The organism is Acinetobacter sp. 24-47-64 (assembly GCF_057737055.1).
The window spans coordinates 1,588,273-1,610,185 of record NZ_CM173215.1 but is presented as its reverse complement, the minus strand read 5'-3'; the positions used below and the strand labels follow the sequence as shown (position 1 = coordinate 1,610,185).

At 38.0% G+C, this 21,913-nt stretch carries 20 protein-coding genes; 8 read left to right on the top strand and 12 right to left on the bottom strand.

Translation table 11 applies throughout. The features are described from left to right. Positions 1-5 precede the first annotated feature (5 nt). The 4 genes from AC1M85_RS07685 to AC1M85_RS07670 all read left to right on the top strand — a co-directional run bounded on the left by AC1M85_RS07685 (position 6) and on the right by AC1M85_RS07670 (position 6,957). On the top strand, positions 6-791 hold the full coding sequence (locus tag AC1M85_RS07685; protein WP_488212828.1) for a glutathione S-transferase N-terminal domain-containing protein: 786 nt from the start codon (positions 6-8) through the stop codon (positions 789-791). A 550-nt stretch (positions 792-1,341) separates the two neighbouring features. After that, complete coding sequence (gene mfd / locus AC1M85_RS07680; protein ID WP_488213862.1) at positions 1,342-4,800, top strand: transcription-repair coupling factor; 3,459 nt, start codon at positions 1,342-1,344, stop codon at positions 4,798-4,800. Between the two features lie 224 nt (positions 4,801-5,024). Then, positions 5,025-5,462, top strand: a complete 438-nt coding sequence (locus AC1M85_RS07675; RefSeq protein WP_035263634.1) for an HIT domain-containing protein — start codon at positions 5,025-5,027, stop codon at positions 5,460-5,462. A 52-nt stretch (positions 5,463-5,514) separates the two neighbouring features. Continuing rightward, positions 5,515-6,957, top strand: a complete 1,443-nt coding sequence (locus tag AC1M85_RS07670) for an adenylate/guanylate cyclase domain-containing protein (protein WP_035263632.1) — start codon at positions 5,515-5,517, stop codon at positions 6,955-6,957. A gap of 65 nt (positions 6,958-7,022) precedes the next feature. Here the strand turns inward: AC1M85_RS07670 and fdx are convergent, their stop codons facing one another. From fdx to AC1M85_RS07630, 8 genes are all read right to left on the bottom strand, one after another. After that, positions 7,023-7,361 (bottom strand): ISC system 2Fe-2S type ferredoxin, encoded by a 339-nt coding sequence (fdx, locus tag AC1M85_RS07665; RefSeq protein WP_035263630.1) that lies wholly within the window; start codon positions 7,359-7,361, stop codon positions 7,023-7,025. A gap of 16 nt (positions 7,362-7,377) precedes the next feature. After that, entirely contained in the window at positions 7,378-9,237 is a 1,860-nt protein-coding gene (gene hscA / locus AC1M85_RS07660; RefSeq protein ID WP_488212827.1) for a Fe-S protein assembly chaperone HscA, read from the bottom strand. A 37-nt stretch (positions 9,238-9,274) separates the two neighbouring features. Beyond that, complete coding sequence (gene hscB / locus AC1M85_RS07655; RefSeq protein ID WP_092766335.1) at positions 9,275-9,790, bottom strand: Fe-S protein assembly co-chaperone HscB; 516 nt, start codon at positions 9,788-9,790, stop codon at positions 9,275-9,277. 101 nt (positions 9,791-9,891) lie between these two features. Further along, complete coding sequence (gene iscA / locus AC1M85_RS07650; protein WP_035263624.1) at positions 9,892-10,212, bottom strand: iron-sulfur cluster assembly protein IscA; 321 nt, start codon at positions 10,210-10,212, stop codon at positions 9,892-9,894. Positions 10,213-10,242: 30 nt separating this feature from the next. Next, positions 10,243-10,629, bottom strand: coding sequence for a Fe-S cluster assembly scaffold IscU (iscU, locus tag AC1M85_RS07645; RefSeq protein WP_035263622.1), 387 nt, complete (start codon positions 10,627-10,629; stop codon positions 10,243-10,245). A gap of 103 nt (positions 10,630-10,732) precedes the next feature. Next, positions 10,733-11,950: an IscS subfamily cysteine desulfurase gene (locus AC1M85_RS07640; RefSeq protein WP_488212826.1), complete on the bottom strand. Its 1,218-nt coding sequence runs from the start codon at positions 11,948-11,950 to the stop codon at positions 10,733-10,735. 1 nt (position 11,951) lies between these two features. After that, entirely contained in the window at positions 11,952-12,425 is a 474-nt protein-coding gene (locus AC1M85_RS07635) for an Rrf2 family transcriptional regulator (protein ID WP_035263618.1), read from the bottom strand. Positions 12,426-12,564: 139 nt separating this feature from the next. Then, positions 12,565-13,215, bottom strand: a complete 651-nt coding sequence (locus AC1M85_RS07630; protein ID WP_092766334.1) for a hypothetical protein — start codon at positions 13,213-13,215, stop codon at positions 12,565-12,567. Positions 13,216-13,448: 233 nt separating this feature from the next. Between AC1M85_RS07630 and AC1M85_RS07625 the strand changes: the two genes are divergently transcribed. The 3 genes from AC1M85_RS07625 to AC1M85_RS07615 all read left to right on the top strand — a co-directional run bounded on the left by AC1M85_RS07625 (position 13,449) and on the right by AC1M85_RS07615 (position 16,312). Further along, the gene (locus AC1M85_RS07625) at positions 13,449-13,877 is read left to right on the top strand and encodes a phasin family protein (RefSeq protein WP_092766445.1); all 429 of its coding nucleotides are present in this window, start codon (positions 13,449-13,451) and stop codon (positions 13,875-13,877) included. Between the two features lie 168 nt (positions 13,878-14,045). After that, positions 14,046-14,318, top strand: a complete 273-nt coding sequence (locus tag AC1M85_RS07620) for an HU family DNA-binding protein (RefSeq protein WP_035263613.1) — start codon at positions 14,046-14,048, stop codon at positions 14,316-14,318. Between the two features lie 128 nt (positions 14,319-14,446). After that, positions 14,447-16,312 carry a SurA N-terminal domain-containing protein gene (locus tag AC1M85_RS07615; RefSeq protein ID WP_488212825.1) on the top strand — a complete coding sequence of 622 codons (1,866 nt, stop codon included), beginning with the start codon at positions 14,447-14,449 and terminating at the stop codon, positions 16,310-16,312. Between the two features lie 75 nt (positions 16,313-16,387). Here AC1M85_RS07615 and AC1M85_RS07610 read toward each other — a convergent pair whose 3' ends face one another. Then, the gene (locus AC1M85_RS07610; protein WP_488212824.1) at positions 16,388-17,320 is read right to left on the bottom strand and encodes an AraC family transcriptional regulator; all 933 of its coding nucleotides are present in this window, start codon (positions 17,318-17,320) and stop codon (positions 16,388-16,390) included. 188 nt (positions 17,321-17,508) lie between these two features. Between AC1M85_RS07610 and AC1M85_RS07605 the strand changes: the two genes are divergently transcribed. Then, a complete protein-coding gene (locus AC1M85_RS07605; protein ID WP_488212823.1) occupies positions 17,509-18,720 on the top strand; it encodes an alkane 1-monooxygenase in 1,212 nt (403 codons plus the stop codon). A gap of 37 nt (positions 18,721-18,757) precedes the next feature. Here AC1M85_RS07605 and AC1M85_RS07600 read toward each other — a convergent pair whose 3' ends face one another. From AC1M85_RS07600 to AC1M85_RS07590, 3 genes are all read right to left on the bottom strand, one after another. Continuing rightward, positions 18,758-19,243 (bottom strand): GNAT family N-acetyltransferase, encoded by a 486-nt coding sequence (locus tag AC1M85_RS07600; RefSeq protein WP_488212822.1) that lies wholly within the window; start codon positions 19,241-19,243, stop codon positions 18,758-18,760. A 73-nt stretch (positions 19,244-19,316) separates the two neighbouring features. Further along, positions 19,317-20,516 (bottom strand): acyl-CoA dehydrogenase family protein, encoded by a 1,200-nt coding sequence (locus tag AC1M85_RS07595; protein WP_035263603.1) that lies wholly within the window; start codon positions 20,514-20,516, stop codon positions 19,317-19,319. 30 nt (positions 20,517-20,546) lie between these two features. Further along, positions 20,547-21,842 (bottom strand): acyl-CoA dehydrogenase family protein, encoded by a 1,296-nt coding sequence (locus tag AC1M85_RS07590; RefSeq protein ID WP_035263601.1) that lies wholly within the window; start codon positions 21,840-21,842, stop codon positions 20,547-20,549. Positions 21,843-21,913 lie beyond the last annotated feature (71 nt).

Sequence of the window (21,913 nt, the reverse complement as noted above, 5' to 3'; positions counted from 1 at the left end):
TCAGTATGGTGATTCATCAATTAAAAGTGGCTCAGGCGCTAGCTTCAGCTGTTGCAGAAGGTGGACGTGGGACTTCAGGTACACCGTTTCCTAAACAGCCAGAAAAAGCATTAAAGCTTTACGAATTTGAAGGATCACCATTCTGTCGTCGTGTAAGAGAGGTGTTGACTTTACTTAATCTTGACTACGAAGTGTATCCTTGTCCGAAAGGTGGAAGGGTCTATCGAGATCAAGTAAAAACACTTGGTGGTAAGATTCAATTACCTTTTTTAATTGATGAAAATACTGGGGCTAAACTTTACGAGTCTCAGGATATTATTCACTATCTTTTTAAGCATTATGGTGAGACAGGTCAAACACCGAAGCAATTCTCACACTACCCCAAATTGCCTGTAGTTGCTCTAGCTGGAACACTGATTAATGGTGCTCGTGGGATTTTTATAAATAAAGCGATTAAGCAGAGACCACAACCCGAGCATTTAATTGAGCTGTGGGGGTTTGAAGCGAGTCCATACACCAGAATCGTGCGCGCTGAACTCACAGAACTTGAATTACCATTTAAGTTTCATAATGTTGCTAAAGAACGTTGGCAGGATCAAGGACCAGCGATTTTACGATTGAAGCCTGGGAAATATATTCCTTTGGCTGGCGGTAAACGCGAGCAGGTTGTAAAGGTAATGAATCGCAAGGGGAAGGATATACAAGTCCCGTATTTAGTTGATCCTAATACAGGCGTAAAATTGTTCGAATCGAAGAAGATTGTAGAATATTTAAGAAAAAATTACGGTTAATTTTAGTTTGAGTGCTTTTTGGTCATGAATATAGGTGTATTCGTGACCAGATGCTAAGATAGACCATCATTTTGAGTTTTCAGCTTTTCTTCCCAAACTATGTTTAAAAAAATTTCTGATTTGTTTCAAAAAAACCATCGGCTGAGCAAGTTTATTTACAGACTCATCAAATTCGTCATGATCCTGAATTAGGATATATTATCGATGACGTTGTTTTGAATGAACTAAATGAAAGATTGTCATATTTTTCGAACCGAAAGGTTACTCGTTTTGATGATTTGGAAAATTTATTTTATCGGGGAATGTTGATCAAAGAGAAAATAGATCTCGAGTTGAATACAGGTCGTTTTACAACGAGATTAGGTAATAATCAACAGAATCTAGAACAGTTAAAAAAATTCGTGATATTGCTCAATGATTATTATCGTGAATTCAAACGTGAGCGCTAATGTTTGCGACTGAATGTTTGTGATATCTAAAAATAACTCATTCTCGATTTTGAACATGATAAAATAGTGCAATGTCCTACCAGACTTTTAAAGCGATCTTCATGTTCCAAAAAGAAATTTCTCAACTTAATCTATCACAAATAAAATCTGGCGAAAAAAGATGGTTAGGGGCGCTTAAAGGCTCTGCCATCGCTTTGCTTTTAAAAGAAATAAGTCAAAACTCTGATCGACTCTTTGTTCTGGTAGCTAGAAATAATCAACATTTAGCTCAACTTGAGAGTGAACTTGAATTTTATGGTGTGAAGCCCACCATCTTTCCAGATTGGGAGATCTTACCTTACGATCGGTTGTCTCCGCATCAAGATATTGTCTCAGAAAGATTATCAGTGCTCTCTAATATGCCAGCAAAAGGGATACTACTCATTTCAAGCATAACTTTGGCACAACGTGTTGCGCCGACGTCTTGGGTGTTAGGTGAGCATTTTGATATTAGCGTTGGGCAAAAATTTGATTTAGAAAAGCAGAAACAACGCCTGATTCAGGCTGGTTATCATTTGGTCGATACTGTATATGATCATGGAGAATTTGCTGTTCGGGGAAGTTTAGTTGATATTTTTGCTTCAGGGCAAGATGCTCCAATTCGAATAGATTTGTTTGATGATGAAATTGATTCTTTAAAATTTTTTGATCCAGAAACTCAAAGGACCACGACGAAACTTGAACATTTTAAGGTTTTACCAGCTAAAGAGTTTCCTTTAAAAGAAGGTAGAGCTCAATTTCGAGACCGTTATGCTGAAGAGTTTCCAACGGCGAACCCGAAAAAAAATCCGATTTATCAGGATGTAATGGAGGGTATATCTTCACCCGGATTGGACTATTACTTTCCGCTGTTCTTTTCAAAAAAAGAAATGCTAGAACAAAGTAGTATTACATCATACTTACCAAATCATTCCATTGTCATTACAGATCGAAATATTGAAAGTGAATTAACTCAATTTTGGAAAGATATTTATCAGCGTTATGAAGACCGACGTCATAATGTTGATCAACCTTTATTAGCTCCAGAACAAATCTTCTTTCAACAAAATCAAATTTTTGAACAACTCAATCAGTTTCCTCGTATTATCGCATCTGACGAAGTTTTTGATCCTAAAGCGGGTGTAATTAATACCTCTGCTGAACAGCCACCTCGTTTAGCGGTAGAGCCTAAACATCAACAGCCATTTCATGCTGTAAAATCATTTATTGATGCTGCACAACACCCTGTCTTACTCGTTGCTGAAAGTGCGGGACGTCGTGAATCGTTAAAGGACTCCTTGCGAGCAAGTATGGGTGAAATTCCTGTTGTAGAGCATTATCAGGAGTTTATTAATCAACAATATTCAGTAGCAGTAACGCATGCACCACTTGAACGTGGCTTGGAGATTAAAGGACAAATATCTGTCATTTCAGAAAATCAACTCTATGAGCATCGTGTTGTACAACGCCGTAGAAAACGCCAGCATGAAGTTTCTGAAGAGTTCTTAGTTAAAAGTTTAACTGAATTAAGTATAGGTGCTCCTGTAGTTCATATTGATCACGGTGTAGGTCGCTATGCGGGATTAGTGACTTTATGTATTGATGAGCAAGACCACGAATTTTTGCAACTTAATTATGCTGATGATGCCAAAGTCTATGTTCCTGTCACCAATTTGCATCTGATTAGTCGATACAGTGGAGGTGATCCTGATTTAGCACCACTGCATAAACTTGGTACTGATGCTTGGAATAAAGCTAAGCGCAAAGCACTAGAACAGATACATGATGTTGCAGCCGAACTTCTTCATATTCAAGCAAGACGCCACTCAAAACCAGGTATCCAATTTGAATTAGATCACACTACTTATATGCAGTTTGTTAGTGGTTTTGCTTATGAAGAAACGCTTGATCAAGCGAATGCTATCGAAGCGACTTTATACGACATGCAACAAGCTAAACCAATGGATCGTTTAGTCTGTGGTGATGTTGGATTTGGTAAGACAGAAGTGGCGATGAGAGCTGCTTTTGTTGCTGTACAGAACAATAAGCAAGTTGCTGTTTTAGTTCCAACAACTTTACTTGCGCAACAGCATTATGAATCTTTCAAAGATCGATTTGCTGATTGGCCTATCCGTATTGAAGTGTTATCTCGATTTGGCTCAAATAAAACACACTTAAAAACGATCGAAGATTTGGCAGAGGGTAAAGTTGATATCGTCATTGGAACGCATAAAATTTTGCAGGAAAATGTCCAGTTTAAACAACTTGGATTGATGATTGTTGATGAAGAACATCGCTTTGGTGTGCGAGATAAAGAACGTATTAAAGCGATGCGTGCCGATGTAGATATGCTGACGCTAACCGCTACGCCAATCCCGCGTACCTTAAATATGGCGTTTTCAGGTATGCGTGACCTCTCAATTATTGCTACACCACCTGCACGCCGTCTCGCTGTTAAGACCTTTGTCAATGAGCAGACCGATGCCACGATGAAAGAGGCGATCTTGCGTGAACTATTACGTGGTGGTCAGGTTTATATTTTGCATAATGAAGTGGATACCATTGAACGAGCGGCTGAAAATATTCGGTTGTTAGTTCCTGAAGCTCGGGTTGCAGTTGCGCATGGTCAAATGCGTGAGCGTGAGTTAGAACAGGTCATGCAGCAGTTTTATCATAAAGAATATAATGTATTGGTGTGTTCGACCATTATTGAAACGGGAATTGATGTACCAAATGCCAATACAATTATCATTGAGCGAGCAGACAAGCTAGGTTTGGCACAACTTCATCAACTGCGTGGTCGTGTGGGGCGCTCTCATCATCAAGCCTATGCGTATCTGATGGTTCCGTCTATTAAAGGCTTAAAAGGTGATGCTGAAAAACGACTTGATGCCATTCAGCGTGCTTCTACTTTAGGCGCTGGTTTTGTATTGGCGACAGAGGATTTAGAAATACGTGGAGCAGGCGAGCTTCTAGGTGAGCAGCAAAGTGGTTCAATGCATGCAATTGGATATAGTCTATATATGGAAATGCTTGAGAAAGCGACTAAAGCCATCCAAAATGGTAAGACTCCTAACTTTGATGCACCTTTGTCACTCACCGCAGAAATTAGTTTACATATGCCTGCATTAATTCCAGATGAATATTTAGGTGATGTGCATCAGCGTTTATTGTTCTATAAGCGAATTAGTAATACGGATACACAAGAAAAACTCGATCATATCCGTATGGAGCTTATCGATCGTTTTGGTGTGCTACCTCAACAAGTGAAATATCTTTTTACTGTTCATCAGGTGCGTATAAAAGCAGAAAAATTAGGTATTACCAAGATTGATTTGAGTAAGCAGGGTGGCCAAATTGAATTTTCACCTGATACTCCTGTTCAAGCGATGAGTATTATCCAAATGATGCAAAAACATCCGACATTTTTTAGAATGGACGGTGGTCAACGTCTGAAAGTGATGGTTATGCTTGAGGAAAATGATAAAAGAATTCAGTTTATTAATGATCTTTTAGATGAGTTGATGAGAGGGCTCAACTGATCTAAGTTGGGCTTGAATCAATACTTGTTCATTGCTCAAAATGCACTGGCTGACAGTCAACCTTATAGGTTGATTTTTTAGCGATGCATTGCAATGAATGAGTGAGATTCAAATCAATGAAATACATATTTTTTTGTATCGAAACACATGACTAATAATACTCAGTCTAAAACTGTTGTGTTAGTATTAGCTATCCATTTAATTTTTGCGTCATTTATAAATATATGTTTAGTTTGCATCCACAACTTGCTCAAGATACTTTTTTTGTTGGCGACTTTCCACTTTCAACTTGTCGTTTAATGAATGACATGCAATTTCCATGGTTGATTTTGGTACCGCGTGTTCCTGGTGTAACTGAATTATATGAATTAAGCCAAGCAGACCAAGAACAATTTTTAAGAGAATCTAGCTGGTTATCTAGTCAATTATCTCGAGTTTTCCGTGCGGATAAAATGAACGTTGCAGCACTAGGAAATATGGTTCCTCAACTTCATTTTCATCATGTAGTTCGTTATCAGAATGATTCTGCATGGCCTAAGCCTGTTTGGGGTGCTTCACCTGCAGTTCCTTACAGTAATGATGTTTTAGCGCATATGCGTCAAACGCTCATGCTCGCGCTACGTGGTCAAGGTGACATGCCTTTCGATTGGCGTATGGAGTAAATACGTCAATTTCAAGGAAGAATAAAAATAATGTGAATTGAGGTAATAGCAATTGCCATTTGAACGAATGCTGGATAAAGAGCCACAGCAGTTTGAAGTACTCCTCAGGATGATGGGGTATGTGATGATCGCGATTCTTGTTGTGATCTATTATTTCACTTCACAAAACCAAAATTATCAGATTTTATACCCTCTATTTATTTTCTTGCTGATTCTATTGGCACCCCGAATTTCACACAGTATCCAATATCGTTATGGTAGTAAAACCAGACGTTTTGCGTTCTTTATTATTGATGTAGTTGTTGTAGCTACCGCCTTAGCAGCAGTGCATTTAAGTTTGTTGCCAACATTTGTTTTCCTGTTTGGATTGGTGTTTACCGCCGTTAATAATAAAATTTCGATGATGGTGAGTTCGATTGCAATTTTAGTTGCGATCATTGTTTTTTATATTTGTACAATTTTTATTTTTGGTTTTGAAGATTATTTCCAGCAAACTTCAATCGAATTGTCCGTAGTCTCGTGTATATGTGCGATTCTTTTTGTGAATTTTGCTAATTATTATCAGAATCGACGTGTAAAAAAATTAGATGTTCAACGTCAAACTTATTTTAAAGAAATGAATCGATATATTGAGTTATCGAATCAGTTAAGCCGCTATGCACCAATTCAATTGTGGCAATCAATCATGCGTGGTGAAACTGAAGCGAAACTTGAATATAAACGAAAAAAAATTACGATTTTTTTCTCTGACATTCAGGGATTTACTGAGCTTTCAGAGACTCTTATTCCAGATGACTTAGCTTTTGTTTTGAATGATTATCTGAGCCATATGACTGAAATTGCCAAGCAATATGGTGGAACAATTGACAAGTTTATGGGAGACGCGATTCTCATTTTCTTTGGAGATCCAGATTCGCAAGGGGTTGAGCAGGATGCCAAAAATTGCATCGATATGGCGATGGCAATGCGTCAACAAATGAAATTTTTGCGTGAACGCTGGGTGAAAATGGGATACTCAGCACTGCATATACGTATGGGCATTAGTACAGGTTATTGTCACGTTGGTAACTATGGCGCAGTTCATCGAATGGCATATACCATTGTTGGGCGGGATGCAAATTTAGCTGCAAGACTTCAAAATGCTGCAGAAATTGATGAAATTTTAATCTCGGATGAGACTTATAAGTTAGTTAAAAACTATTATCTTTGTGCACCTCAGGAACCTATAGAGCTGAAAGGGATTCATGGTTCAATTAAAAGTTGGCAGGTCATGGAAAAATATAGCACCAAGCAAACCCATCAACATTGGTTTGATTACGAGTACAAAGGGTTTCAACTGGTGCTGAATATGGAAGAAGTACAAAATTACGAATATGCTGAATTAATCGCAGTTTTAGAAAAAATGATTGAACGTATTAAACTTCAGCAGGATTTAACCAACTCTTCTGGTATTGTGAAGTTAAAACTATCTGATGAAGTAAAATATCTAAATTAGGATTTTATATCTACATAAATAAAAAGGTCACTTAAGTGACCTTTTTTATATGGTTTTACAAATGATTAATGATTTTCAGAAGCATGGTTAATCGTGTACTTCGGAATTTCAACTTCTAAATCATCATTTTCAATTTTTACTTGACAAGAAAGACGTGAATCAGGCTCTAAACCCCATGCACGATCGAGTAAATCTGCTTCTACATCATTCATTTCTTCAAGACCGTCAAAACCTTTACGAACAATGACATGGCAGGTCGTACAAGCTGCAGACATATCACAAGCATGTTCAATTTTGATACCATTTTTTAGAAGGCTTTCGCAAAGATTGGCATTTTGCTCAACTTCAAACTCAGCACCTTCAGGGCAAATTTGCGCATGTGGAAGAACTTTAATACGTGGCATAAATTTTTACCTATGTTTAGTTTGAGTTTGACCAATCGTCAAGCTTAGTGCCTTTGAGAGCATGATCAATATGTTGATTCATTCGTTTTGCAGCAAATGCATCACTATGAACTTTTAACGCAGCAACAGCAGCTTCAATTGCTTCAATATCAGAAGTTTCAAGTTGTTGAGCCAAATGAGTTTGTGCAGAAATTAAATCCTGAGCTTCCTGTTCAGTCAAGAGTTTAATATCAGCTTTAAGCGCTTGAGAAAGAGCTTCAAGTTCTCGTTGAGCTTCAACTTTAGTTTCATGTAAATGACGAAGGGCTTTATCTTCTGCTGCAAATTTAAAACCATCAACCAGTAGGCGCTCCATATCAGTATCAGATAAACCGTATGATGGTTTAATATCAATCTGAGCTGAGACGTTAGATGTTGTTTCACGAGCAGATACCGATAAGAGACCGTCAGCATCGACTTGATAAGTCACTTCAATGCGTGCTTGACCAGCAGTCATCGGTGGAATGCCGCGTAAAACAAAACGTCCGAGACTACGGCAATGTTCTACTAAATCGCGCTCACCTTGGACAACATGGATTAACATCGCAGTTTGACCATCTTGATACGTGGTGAACTCTTGACGACGAGCGACAGGAATTGCAGTATTGCGTGAAATTAATCGCTCTACTAATCCACCCATGGTTTCAATACCAAGTGATAATGGTGTTACATCAAGTAGTAAAGAACCATCGGTGCTATTACCAATTAATTGGTTGGCAGTAATTGCAGCACCAATTGCAACGACTTCATCTGGATTAATGGTACACAGGGGTTCTTGACTAAATACTTCTGCTACAGCTTTTTGTACCGCATAAGAGCGAGTAGAGCCACCAACTAAAACGACATTTTTAATATCGTCTAATTCCAATTTAGCATCACGTAATACTCGTTTGCACACTGAAATCGTTTTATCTAGAGCAACTTTAATGATGCTTTCAAACGTTGCACGATCCAATGTTAATTCGTTTTCTAAAAGCTGAAGATTAACTTGATCTTGGTCCGATAAAGCTTCTTTCGCTTTACGTGCTGCAACAAGGAAGTGTGCATACTCGTTATCATCTAAGGTCTCGATATTGAGTGATTTTTTAGCCCACTTGACGATAAGACGATCTAAATCATCGCCTCCAAGTGCAGTGTGTCCACCTGTAGCGAGTACCTCAAATACACCCTGTGAGAAACGTAGGATGGATACGTCGAAAGTACCACCACCTAAGTCGTAAATCACATAATTTTGATCTGTACTTAAATTTGTTGCTTGATCTAAACCATACGCTACAGCTGCTGCTGTAGGTTCGTTTAATAATCTCAGTACGTTTAAACCAGCGAGCTGTGCAGCGTCTCGTGTTGCTTGACGTTGTGCCTCATCAAAATAGGCAGGTACTGTAATGACAGCACCATTTATGGGATTCTTTAAACTTGCTTCAGCGCGATCTTTTAGGTTTTTTAGAATTTCAGCAGAAATTTCAACAGGTGTTTTACGACCTTGCGCTGTTTCAAAAGCAGGCATCTGATTGTCTTCACCCACCAATTGATATGGGTGTTGAAATTTAATATCAGCTTTTGAGCGTCCCATAAAACGTTTTACAGAAACAATAGTATTCTGTGGGTCACGAGTTATAAACGGTTTTGCGTCATTGCCGAGCACAGTAGAGTTTTCAGCATAATGTACGATAGAAGGAAGTAACACTTGACCTTGTTCATCATTTAGAACTTTAGGTTTGCCAGAAAGCACAGTTGCTACAAGAGAGTGGGTCGTACCTAAATCAATACCAATAGCAATGCGATGTTCATGTGGCGCACTTGATTGTCCAGGTTCAGCAATTTGCAAGAGTGCCATGTGTTAAATCCCTTGAAAATAAAACAAAAAAATAAAATTAGAATTCGTCATCTAAGTCAAAATCTTCATCATCGAGAATACGATCTTCAGCTTGATGTATATCATTCATCACTTTTTGGAAGAAACGTAATTTTCGAACAGTATCGCGAGACTCAGCCCAATCTTCAGCTTCATAGTCTATTTTGAATTCGCGAACTAAACCATCAATCCATTGTTGCACTTCAGTTTTTAAAGATGAAAGTTGTTCAGAACTTTGAGCTTCATCTAACTGTTCACGAATTTCTAATGCAGATTGTAAAAATTCGAAATCATTGATGGATTGATCTAAATGATAGTCTTGTTTTTTGAGTGTAAGTAAATATCCAGCACGGCTGTCAACTTGAGATAAAACTTTATAAGCTTGATTGATTTCGCTAGATTTGATCAAGGCTTGGTCTTTATTTTCAGCTTTATCTGGATGATATTGTTGCTGCAATTTTAGAAAGTTAGCTTTCAAAGTTGCTAAATCAATATCGAGTGCTACAGGGAGATTAAACAACTCAAAATGATTCATGGGTTGGAAATTCCAAAATAGTGAAAAATAAAAGTGGGCGCTGAATAGAATTAAAACAGTGCAGGGCACTGTTTTAATCAGGTAAAAAGAGAATGATTATCTTAAACAGTGAAAGATTCACCACAACCACATTCACCTTTTTTGTTTGGGTTGTTGAATTCAAAACCTTCGTTTAGACCATTTTTAACATAGTCCATTTCCATACCTTCTAGATAAACAAGGCTCTTCGGATCAACGAAAACTTTAACCCCAAACTGTTCAAAGACTTGATCATGTTCGTCAACTTCATCAACGAATTCGAGAACATAAGCCAATCCAGAACAACCTGAAGTTTTCACACCAACGCGAATACCTTCACCCTTACCGCGATTCAATAAATAATTGCTGATATGAGTTGCAGCATTTTCAGTTAAATTGATCATGAAAACTCCATTCAATCATCAAGCGCTAAATTAAGCTTTCGCTTTTTTGCTACGGTAGTCTTCTACAGCAGCTTTAATTGCATCTTCTGCAAGTACAGAGCAGTGTACTTTTACAGGAGGAAGCGCAAGTTCATTTGCAATATCAATATTCTTGATTTGCTGTGCTTGGTCTAAAGTTTTACCTTTTAGCCATTCAGTTACAAGTGAACTTGAAGCAATTGCAGAACCACATCCGTAAGTTTTGAAGCGAGCTTCTTCAATTACACCATTCTCATCCACTTGGATTTGAAGACGCATAACGTCACCACAAGCTGGTGCACCGACCATACCTGTACCTACGTTTTCTGCGTTTTTATCTAAAACACCAACATTACGAGGATTTTCGTAATGATCAATCACTTTTTCGCTATAAGCCATGATGCGTCTCCAAACCTCAGGGTCGGCTGATAATATTTAATATGGGTGCATCTTATTAAATTTCAATATTTAAGCTTAATAAGATGCATGTGTTTGGTTTAAATTAGTGTTCTGTCCATTCAACTTTCGACAGATCAATTCCTTCTTTGTACATATCCCAAAGTGGAGAAAGGTCACGTAATTTTTCTACAGCAGCTTTTGTCACTTCTAGTACGTGATCAATCTCTTCTTCAGTCGTATATTTACCAAAACTGAAGCGAATTGAACTGTGTGCTAACTCATCAGATAAGCCTAATGCACGAAGAACATAAGAAGGTTCTAATGTTGCAGAAGTACAAGCTGAACCAGATGAAACAGCAGCATCTTTAAGTGACATCATTAAAGATTCACCCTCAACGAAGTTAAAACTTACGTTTAAGTAGTTTGCTACGTTTTGAGTCGGATGACCATTTAAGAAAACTTGTTCAAGATCTTGTAGACCATTCCAAAGTTTGTCACGTAGAGTGCGTAAGCGAGTTTGTTCAGCAACTAGGTTTTTACCTGCAAGTTCAAATGCTTCACCCATACCAACAATTTGGTGAGTTGCAAGCGTACCAGAACGCATACCGCGCTCATGACCACCACCATGCATTTGAGCTTTAAGACGCACACGTGGACTACGACGTACGTAAAGTGCACCGATACCTTTAGGGCCATAAATTTTGTGAGCAGAGAAACTCATTAAATCAATTTTCATGGTTGATAAATCGATTTCAACTTTACCAGCAGCTTGAGCGGCATCTACGTGGAAATATGTCTTATTCGCACGAGTTAATTCACCAATAGCGGCAACATCAGTTACAGTACCAATTTCATTATTGACCATCATTAATGAAACAAGAATTGTATCTGGACGTAAAGCGGCTTGAACCATTTCAGGAGTAATTAGACCTGTTTGAGCTTCTGGTTCAAGATAGGTAATTTCAAAGCCTTCTTGTTCTAATTCACGGCAAGTATCTAAAATTGCTTTATGTTCAATTTTACTCGTAATGATGTGTTTGCCTTTTGAAGCGTAGAACTGTGCAACACCTTTCAATGCAAGGTTGTCAGATTCTGTAGCGCCAGATGTCCAAACGATTTCGCGTGGATCTGCTTTTACAAGATTTGCAACTTGCTCACGAGCGTATTCAACTTTTTCTTCAGCTTGCCAACCATATGCGTGCGAACGTGATGCAGGGTTACCAAAAGTCCCATCGAATGTAAGGCATTCCATCATGCGCTCAGCAACTTGTGGGTCGACTGGAGTCGTTGCAGCATAATCAAGATAAATTGGACGTTTCATGTCAAATACCTGTAACCGATAAAAGGGCTGAATCTAATGGAGCTGTATTCTGGCGGATCGCAACAGTTTGAACGTTATCGCGAGCAACTAAATCAGCAAGAGAGATTTTAGCTAAGTAATCGGCAATGTGGAGGGAGAGTTCTTGCCATAAATCGTGAGTTAGACACATTGCGCCATTTTGGCAGTTACCTTTGTGGTCACAACGTGTTGCATCAACAGTTTCGTTTACAGCTTCAATAATTTCTAAGACCGTAATATCAGAAGCATTACGCGCTAAATGGTATCCACCATTAGCACCACGTACACTCGAAACCAAGCCATGACGCTTTAATTTAGCAAATAGTTGTTCTAAATAAGCCACAGAAATAGTTTGGCGAGTAGCAATTTCTGCCAAAGTAATGGTTTGTTCAGTCGGCTGCAAAGCTAGATCAAGTAATGCAGTCACTGCGTAGCGACCGCGAGTGGTTAAGCGCATGATTCGATACACGTGTAAAAGGCTAGATGATGAAATTTTATGAATTCCGACTAATTTAGTCAAGTATTTTTTCTAAAAACCAACTAAATTAATCGGAATTAAATATGGCGAGGATTCAAACAGATAAAACTTTATTATTTTAATAAATATTCAATAAATTATACACGATTAAAGCCACAAATAGAACCGAAACTATCCCGAATGCAATGTTGATACGTTTTTGGTTGGATTGCATGCGACGAATACGATTTTTATATTGTTTTACCTCTACTTGAAGTGTATTGATTTTAGATCTTTGTAAGTCAATTTTTTCAAGTAATGGTGCAATGCGTTTTCTCGAAGCCTTTGTATCTTGGTCTTCAGAAGCTGTTGTTAACCAATTTTTCCAATCTGAAAGTAATTTCGGTGTTGAGAGATGCAATGCTAAATCTCTGAATTCGTCTTTAAGGGTTTGATCACCTTCAATACGCATTTTTTTCAAACTTCTGCGGTTTGCGAACCCGAAAATTTGAATGATATCGACTAAAGTACTACTTACCTTGAGGTCAGGTTCTTTTTCTGGCGCTTGAAGGTCAAATAAGATGCCTTTATCCGTAAATTGGATATAAAAGTCAAAATAGGGGATATAGCTATTCATTTTAATTGTAATTTGTTGTTCTACAAATTTTTTTGCTTGAAGGCGAACAACACGGTCATGTTTTAAGACGAAAGAATAGAATGTCTCTAAAACTAACATAACAATGTTAAGCAACAAACGGGTATGACCTTGTTGTTGTTGCGATTCACTCATAAAAAAATCCTATTCAAATTTAATAAATCTAAAAAGTTCTATTAACACAAACTTAAATTAAGTCTAAGATTACATCATTTATCATTGCTTTGTAGAACAGTTTTGAACAAGGTTCAATAGCGATATTTGATATTATCAATGTATTTTATGCACGAATAGTCAGTTTAGAGGCTAAAATATACAGGAGTGTAACGGTGGATCAGTATGTAAATAACAATAAAGAACAGGAATTAATGGACAACTCACAACCTGCAAACTCACGTAAAACAAAGCATCAACGTAAGTCCACACTTGATTTTCGTAAATATACTAAACAAATTTGGCTTGCTGGTTTAGGTGCTTTTTCTCGCGCAGAGGAAGAAGGTAATAAAATGTTTGACTCTTTAGTCAAAGTTGGTGAAGAGCTTGAATCAAAAACGGTTGAATTTACAGATCAAACAGTAAACAAAGTTGCGGAAAAAACTAAAGAGTCTGTTACGGATAAAAAAGATAAGGTCGAAAAACTTTTAGATCATGGGGTGAGTACTTCGCTTAATCGTATTGGGCTCGTCTCAACTAAAGATGTACAACATCTTGAGAATATGATTTTAGATATTCACCAGAAATTAGATGTGCTCATTGCTGAAAATCAAGCTTTACGAGCCAAACTCGAAAAAAAATGATGGATTTAGAGATAAAACTGTAATTTTGGTATTTTTTGTCGCTTATTTTGATCAAAACAGGTCGAGCAGTATTGCGTTTCCCCCCAAAGCATTGCTATAAAGTCGTCATGGCCTTTTAAAATACAAGCCTTGGATTTTAAACAAACGATATAAGAGGACGTAATCTTCATGAATAAATCAGAATTGATTGATGCGATTGCAGAGAAAGGGGGATTGTCTAAGACTGATGCTGGTAAGGCATTGGACGCGACTATTGCTTCTATTGGCGAAGCGCTGAAAAAAGGTGACTCTGTTACTTTAGTAGGATTTGGTACTTTCAGCGTTAAAGATCGTGCTGCACGCACTGGTCGTAACCCGAAAACTGGCGAAGAATTACAAATTAAAGCAAGCAAAGTTCCTAGCTTTAAAGCTGGTAAAGGTTTAAAAGATTCTGTAGCTTAATTCTTATTAAGTCCAAAACGCGCCGACTTGGCGCGTTTTTTATTAAAAAGAAAATTTATGGCTTCATCTGATATATTCGGTTTGGATTATCAGTTAGAATCGCTTTGAAATAAAATATTGGAATACCTATGGAATCGTTTCGTAAACTCATTAAAGGGTGGCTCGGCAAAGTCCTTCTAGTATTATTTTTGACACCATTGGCATTGGTCGGTATTGAAGGCTATTTCGGTGGTGGAAACAAAGATGGGATTGCTAAAACCGTTAATGATTTAGAAATTTCTAATAAAGAGCTAGAAGTTCAAACGAAGAATTATAAAGATCAATTCTTACAAATGGTTCAAGGTGATGAATCACTTCTGAATCAATCGTATATTGAACAAATGGCTCTAGATAGTTTAATTGATCGTGCTTTATTGGTTCAGCAGGCTGAAAAGTTAGGCATCAGTTTAAGCGATGCTCAGATTGAACAAATGATTGCTCAACAGCCAAGTCTGCAGGTTGATGGTAAATTTTCACAACAAGCTTATGAAAACTATCTTCGATCAATTAATATGACGAGCCAGGGTCTAATCCAAAATTTAAGACAAGATCATGCGCTTCAAATGTTAGTTTCAAGCATTCGTGATAATTCTTTGGTAAGCCAAAGTGATATTCAGCAAATCGCAAATCTACAAGGTGAGCAACGTACGTTATTTATGTCATCTGTAAAATTGGATGATTACAAAACGTCTGTAAAAATAACTGATGCTGAAGTCGCTGCTTATTATGAAAAACATAAAGTGCTGTTTAAGCAACCTGCCTCAGTTGATCTTGATTATGTATTGGTAACGCCTGCTATGGTAGCAAATGCCACAACAACTGTTACAGATGCAGAATTAAAACAAGCTTATGATCAATATGTAACCCAACAAAATAAAAATGCCAAAGTTGAAGTCCAACATATTTTGATTACAACAGATAATCGTACTGCGCTTGAGGCTGAAAAAATAGCCAATGATGTTTATGCAAAAATTCAATCAGGATTATCTTTTGCAGAGGCTGCTCAACAGTATTCTGAAGATTCTAGTTCCAAAGATAATGCGGGTCGCGTTGATGGTTATGAAGCCGGTGTATTCGGTGATGCTTTTGATAATGCAGTTCAAGCTTCAAAAGGTACGATTTCTAAGCCAGTAAAAACCGATTTTGGTGTACATATTATTCAAGCTAAAGCTGCTCAAGTGAATGTTGCTAGTTTTGAGTCTGAAAAAGCACGTCTTGAAGCTGATTTATTAAAATCTAAAAATGCCAATGCTTATTCTGATCTAGTAAATGGTTTGAATGAGCTCGTTGTAAGTAGCGATGCTTTAGATGTAGTCCCTCAGGAATTAAAATCGGCTAAATTGGTTACTGCGAATAATGTAACTCTTGCCACTCAAAATAAAGTCCTAGCGGATCCTGCTGTAAAAGCTAAGATCTTTAGTCAAGATGTAAAAAATGGTGATCGTAATGCGACCAGCAATATACAATTGGCGAATGGTGATACAGTTTGGTTGAAAGTTCGTGAATACCGTGAAGCTGGTGTTCAACCTTTATCAGTAGCCAAAGCGAAGGTTAAAGAAAAGCTGTTGAATCAAAAGGCATATGAAGCTGCTCAAGCAAAAGTTGCTGCAATGTTAAAGGATTTTAAAACACTACCTTCACAGCAGGTTTTAACTAAGCATCAGCAATCTTTCGTAAATGCTGGTGTTTTTACTCGTTCTCAAGGTCTTAAACGAGAAATTGAACGTGCTGCATTTAGTGTGCCTGCACCTAAAGCAGGAATGTGGTCTGTGACTACAGCTCAATTACCAAATGAAATGGTAATTATCGGTGTGGCTGAGGTAAAAAAACCATCTATGGATTCGATTTCGGTTGAAGAAAAACAGCAGCTTGCACAGCTTTATCAAAACTATCGTGGTACACAATTACTTAAAGATTACACTGAGTATTTAAAGTCAGTTGCAAAAATCAAGTAACTCACCAGTAATTCTATCTTCATAAAAAAAGCACTTCGGTGCTTTTTTTATTTTGCTATGATTTATTCAATTCGATTAATTCAAATAAGTATTACGATATTGGCTTGGACTGCATAGATAATGTTTTTTGAAGGCTTGACTAAATGCAGTCTCTGATGAATAACCAACTTTATGCGCGATTTGTTGAATTGAAAGCTGGCTCAAGCGTAAAAGTTGACTGGCTAATCTTAAACGGTGTTTCTGTAAGTATGCTAATGGTGTTTCATTCACCATATTTTGAAATAAATGAGCGAATTTTGAACGCGACATAAAGCAAGTTTCTGCCAATGATTCTACAGTCCAGTTTCGTTCTGGTTGGCTGTGAATCGCTGAAAATGCAGGGCTCAGTTCTGGGTGAGTCAGTGCATTTAACCAGTTATTCTGATCTGTAAGCGTGGAAATGTAATCTCTCACGCATTCGATTAACATAATACTCACCACGTGATCCATAATCTTATGGCGACCAGGTCGGTTTATCTTGGTTTCATCAGCCACGAAATAAAGCCCGATCCTTAACCACTCCGGCTCTCTAGCATTCAGTGCATTGTTTAAATGGATATAAGTGGGTAAGGCTTGAATCAATGGTCCACCCATAATACTGTCCATGTTAGATCGTATACTGAAGATGAGAGATTTCTCAGATTTATCATCTTCGTCACCGAGGATAATTTCATCATCTCTTAAACCTTTAAATAAATGATCTATTTGAGTAATGTTGACTAATCTTTGTTCTTGATGGCTATAGGCTTGATGTGACATTCCAGAAGGAATAATTGCCATATCTCCAGCTTTTAAGTGTAGCTGTTCGCCATTTTGAAATTTAAAAAAGGCCTCACCGTATAATAAAATATAGGTAATCATGGCTGTTTGATGACTTAACTCAAAAGCCCATTTACCTTGTGCTTGAAGGTAGAGATATTCCGTATTTTTGAGGTGAATATCTTCAAAAACTTGACTGAGGGCATCCATGTTTTTCGTATATTCCCTATACGCATACAATTGCTGAATCTTAACATGTGTAAAGATTTCTATAATGTATTTTAGCTTCAAAATCATCGCGGAAATACGACTCAATAGCTTTTTTGGACGATTACGACTGTATTTGAAATTTGAAATGACCAAAGATAAAAATAAGAAATAGAAAAGGAAAATTGCAAGTGAATGCAAAGGTAAAAGTTGAAGAGTTATTGAGTCAGAACCCGATAGCGCAAGGCTTACAACTGGATAAGAAGCGTTACTTATGGTTGCTTAGTCCAGCACTACCTGTATTAGGGATGGGCTTTTTGGCTGGATATCAATACGGACCTAAAGCAACTAAAAAATTGTTTGCATTAGGTGGGCCTTTATTATTACACGTAATTATTCCCACCATTGATGCTTTGGTCGGTACTGATGAGAATAATCCGAGTGATGAGCAGATCAAAAAATTAGTCAGTGATCCTTACTATGATCGTATAGTAAAAATGTTTGTTCCTTTACAATATGCAGCCAATTTTTTTGCTGGATACGTGGTCTCTCGTAAAGAAACCCCATTGTTGGATCAGTTGTTGATTGGTTGTACTATGGGGTTGATCAACGGTATTGGTGTGAATACTGCCCATGAACTATGCCATCGACCGAAGCGTGCAGATCATTATTGGTCACACGTGACACTAGCACCACTTGGATACAATCATTTCCGTATTGAGCACCCATATGGGCATCATAAGCGCGCAGCTACTCCAGAAGATCCAGCGACTTCTAAGATGGGTGAGACCTTTTACGAGTTTCTTCCAAGAACCATTAGCGGTGGCTTGAAGTCAGCAATACAGATTGAAAAACATCGATTAAATCGTAAGGGTGAGTCGTTCTTTTCACTGAAAAATGAGTTATTTCACGGCGCAGCCATTAGTGCAACTTTTCACGCAACGATGCTAAAACTGTATGGTAAGAAAATTTTACCATTCTTAGCCATACAGTCACTTTACGGTGTGACTTTATTTGAAATGGTCAACTATCTTGAGCACTACGGCTTATTGCGAGAAAAGAAAGAAGATGGAAGTTATTCGCGTACTATGCCTGAACATAGTTGGAATAATAATAACATCACAACCAATCTATTCTTATACCAGTTGCAGCGCCATTCGGATCATCATGCTTATCCGACACGACCATTCCAAGCATTGAGAAACTTTGAAGAAGCGCCAGTGTTGCCAAGTGGATATGCGACGATGTTGATCCCAGTTTTAATACCTAAGTTATGGTTTAAAATTATGGATAAGCGCGTATTTGACCATTATGGTGGCGATTTAAATAAAGCCAATATTCATCCAAAACGACGATCAAAAATTTTTAAAAAATTTGGTGTTATTGATAAATTATTGGGCTAACACTCAAAATAAAAAAACCGACCATGGGTCGGTTTTTTTATAATACTTTTAACATGCGTATTTCGCATGCATCACTATGTCCAGTATTTCCTAATGGGTGTTGTAGATGTTGAAAACCTAATTTTTCATATAATTTTACAGCCTGCCAGAGAGATGCTGTGGTTTCGAGATAAATTTGCGTGTAGCCCTGATCTCGTGCAAATTGGATACATTTTTCTAGAATTTGTTTTGCAAAACCCAAACCTCGTATTGAGGGCATAAAATACATTTTTTGTATCTCTAGGGTGTTTTCGTGGCCCAGCAAAGGTGCAATGCCCCCACCACCAAAGACCTCGTGTTGGTCATTGCTAATAACCCAATATATGGAGTGAGCTTTTGTATAAACGTCATAGAGTTGATCTAGAATTGCATCTGCTACTGCGAAGCCTGATTCAGCAGCGAGAGCAAACTCCACTGAGACTTCACGAATGATTTTTGCAATATGGGGATTATCTTGGGGTTGAATAGTTCGAATAAAGTACATAATCGATGAAACTTAGTAAATCTTCACAGAGTATATCTAAGTTTCATCGGAGTTGAGTTTAATTCAACGTGATTTATTTCAATTCGCTTGATGATTTTCCAAGTTCACGGCGCGCAACAATAAGCTGTTGAATTTGTTGTGTACCCTCGAAGATATCTAGTATTTTGGAGTCACGCGCCCATTTTTCCAACAACTCATCTTCGGTATAGCCTACACTTGCAGCAAGTTCGACACACTTCAATGTAATTTCATTACAAATTCGTCCAGCTTTCGCTTTTGCAATTGAAGCTTCACGCGAGTTAGGCTTTTTATTGTCAGCCATCCATGCAGCTTTTAGGGTTAATAAACGAGCAGCTTCCCATTCTGCTTCCATACGATAAATCTGAGCTGCAATATTTGAGGATTGAAGGTAGGGGGTGGCATATTCAGCATCTAGTTGGTCTTTAAAAATTTCCTTGATACGCTCTAAAGACGCTTTAGAGCACCCAACTGCCATTGCGGCCACAAGAGGGCGTGTATTATCAAAAGTTTCCATGACACCAGCGAAACCTTTTGCAACATCGATTTCAGCATTGCCTAATAAATTTGCAGCAGGGACACGACAATCGATAAAGCGAATGACAGCAGTATCTGAAGCTTTAATTCCGAGTTTATGTTCAAGACGTTCAACGGTCATGCCAGGCGTGCCTTTAGGAACAACAAATGATTTGATTGCTGCACGCCCAAGTTTTTTATCGAGTGTTGCCCAAACCACGACTGAATCAGCTCGTTCACCAGAAGTGACGAAAATTTTCTCGCCATTTAAAATATAATCATCACCATCTTTAGTCGCTGTGGTGCGTATTGCTGCAGAATCAGATCCACAGCCTGGCTCGGTAATTGCCATCGCAGCCCAAGTTCCTTTGAAGCGTTCAAGTTGCTCTTCATTGGCTACAGCAGCAATTGCAGAGTTACCTAATCCTTGGCGAGGCATGGTAAGTAATAAACCAGTATCGCCATAACACATCTCAATTACACCCAAAGCAGTAGACATGTTCACGCCATTTTTGTTGCCTTGAGTCGTATCTCCACGTTTATTGACGGCAGCGCCAGCATTCATGCCATCGCCACCTTCATTCATACCATCCAATAGGGATGCTAACATGTCGAGTTCTTTGGGATAAGCATGTTCAGCTTTATCATATTTGCGTGAAATAGGGCGAAGCACGTTTAACGCTGTCTGATGAGCTTGATCAACAAGCATTTTAAATTTTTTCGGATTCTCTAAATTCATCATCTTTGTCCTTAAATTTTTATTATTTGATTAAGCATGTAAACCAGAATGCATAATGGCAGTAGCACGCAAATCCCGATACCAACGTTCAACTGGATGTTCTTTGGTAAAGCCATGTCCACCTAAGAGTTGTACGCCATCAGTGCCAATTTTCATTGATTTTTCTGCACACAAAATTCGTGCTAAGTATGCTTCACGATGGAAACTTAAACCTGATTCTGCGCGGCTTGCAGCATTCAAAACCAACATTTTCATAGCATCAATTTCAATAGCCATATCCGCGATCATAAATGCAACACTTTGACGGTGGGATATTGGTTCACCAAATGCGGTGCGTTCATTGGCATACTGAATGCAATATTGTTTAACCGCTTGGCATGTACCCACTGCCATTGCACACCACATTAAATTGCCCAGATCAATGAACGCTGAATAATCAAAATCTTGCTCATTTAGTTTAAATGCTGGTGTGTTGTTAAATTTTAGGCTCACAGATTGGGTTGCTTTAAGCCCCATTGCTGGATTTGCTTTATATGAAATCGTTTCATTTCGCTCAACAATGAAAACCTGAGCTGTTCCATCTAAATCTGCGGAAACCAATAAAAGATCTGCCTGCTCACCTAGAATAACGATAGTTTTTTCACCATTAATGACAAAATGATCGCCTTGGCGTGTCGCTTTTGTTTTTAATTGGAAAGGGTTGAAAGCAGGTGTATTTTCCTGAACAGCAAAAGTTGCAAATAGATCATCTTGTTCGCTAAATGCCGACAAATACTTATTTTGAATCTCTGCTGAACCCCACTGTGTAATTGCATTAATGACTGAGAACGAGGAGAGTAATGTAGCTGTTAATGAGAAGTCACCTTGTGCAAGTTGCTCTGCGATCAGCACATTTGTAACCACATTCTTTTCTGAAGCAACGCCGCCGTATTGTTCAGGCAATGCATAATAATTGACACCTAAATCTTTAAATTGAGCCCATAAGTTTTCTGGAAAAGTAGCTTGGTGGTCGGCTGTATGTGCTAGGGGGTAGAGAACTTCATGAGCAAATTGTTGCATCGCATCAACAGTCATCTGTTGTTCTTCAGAAAGGCTGAGATCAAATAACCCTTTTTGCTGATTGGATAGACGTTGAGTCGGAGTATTGGATTTTTGTTTAAAAATTTTCTGTGTAGAGCCCAAGGTTTTAAATCCAGCCTTAGAACCTTGATAAAGCGAGCGTTCGATAATTTTTCTTAGTTTTAATTGATCGATTAAATCACTGCCTGCGAGCTTAGTGATCAAGGCTAAGCCTAAACCTTGCGCTTTGTTTGCGATATCATTCATTGTTGTAAATTCCCTGATGGTTTTTTTAAACAACAAGATCGTGACATGTGTTTAGTGAAATGACTATGTCG

Excerpts from the sequence above, each read along its gene's own strand:
- AC1M85_RS07685 (WP_488212828.1), top strand. The coding sequence starts at position 6 with ATGGTGATTCATCAATTAAAAGTGGCTCAGGCGCTAGCTTCAGCTGTT.
- mfd (WP_488213862.1), top strand. The coding sequence starts at position 1,342 with ATGTTCCAAAAAGAAATTTCTCAACTTAATCTATCACAAATAAAATCT.
- AC1M85_RS07675 (WP_035263634.1), top strand. The coding sequence starts at position 5,025 with ATGTTTAGTTTGCATCCACAACTTGCTCAAGATACTTTTTTTGTTGGC.
- fdx (WP_035263630.1), bottom strand. The coding sequence starts at position 7,361 with ATGCCACGTATTAAAGTTCTTCCACATGCGCAAATTTGCCCTGAAGGT.
- hscA (WP_488212827.1), bottom strand. The coding sequence starts at position 9,237 with ATGGCACTCTTGCAAATTGCTGAACCTGGACAATCAAGTGCGCCACAT.
- hscB (WP_092766335.1), bottom strand. The coding sequence starts at position 9,790 with ATGAATCATTTTGAGTTGTTTAATCTCCCTGTAGCACTCGATATTGAT.
- iscA (WP_035263624.1), bottom strand. The coding sequence starts at position 10,212 with ATGATCAATTTAACTGAAAATGCTGCAACTCATATCAGCAATTATTTA.
- iscU (WP_035263622.1), bottom strand. The coding sequence starts at position 10,629 with ATGGCTTATAGCGAAAAAGTGATTGATCATTACGAAAATCCTCGTAAT.
- AC1M85_RS07640 (WP_488212826.1), bottom strand. The coding sequence starts at position 11,950 with ATGAAACGTCCAATTTATCTTGATTATGCTGCAACGACTCCAGTCGAC.
- AC1M85_RS07635 (WP_035263618.1), bottom strand. The coding sequence starts at position 12,425 with ATGCGCTTAACCACTCGCGGTCGCTACGCAGTGACTGCATTACTTGAT.
- AC1M85_RS07630 (WP_092766334.1), bottom strand. The coding sequence starts at position 13,215 with ATGAGTGAATCGCAACAACAACAAGGTCATACCCGTTTGTTGCTTAAC.
- AC1M85_RS07625 (WP_092766445.1), top strand. The coding sequence starts at position 13,449 with ATGGACAACTCACAACCTGCAAACTCACGTAAAACAAAGCATCAACGT.
- AC1M85_RS07620 (WP_035263613.1), top strand. The coding sequence starts at position 14,046 with ATGAATAAATCAGAATTGATTGATGCGATTGCAGAGAAAGGGGGATTG.
- AC1M85_RS07615 (WP_488212825.1), top strand. The coding sequence starts at position 14,447 with ATGGAATCGTTTCGTAAACTCATTAAAGGGTGGCTCGGCAAAGTCCTT.
- AC1M85_RS07610 (WP_488212824.1), bottom strand. The coding sequence starts at position 17,320 with ATGGATGCCCTCAGTCAAGTTTTTGAAGATATTCACCTCAAAAATACG.
- AC1M85_RS07600 (WP_488212822.1), bottom strand. The coding sequence starts at position 19,243 with ATGTACTTTATTCGAACTATTCAACCCCAAGATAATCCCCATATTGCA.
- AC1M85_RS07595 (WP_035263603.1), bottom strand. The coding sequence starts at position 20,516 with ATGAATTTAGAGAATCCGAAAAAATTTAAAATGCTTGTTGATCAAGCT.
- AC1M85_RS07590 (WP_035263601.1), bottom strand. The coding sequence starts at position 21,842 with ATGAATGATATCGCAAACAAAGCGCAAGGTTTAGGCTTAGCCTTGATC.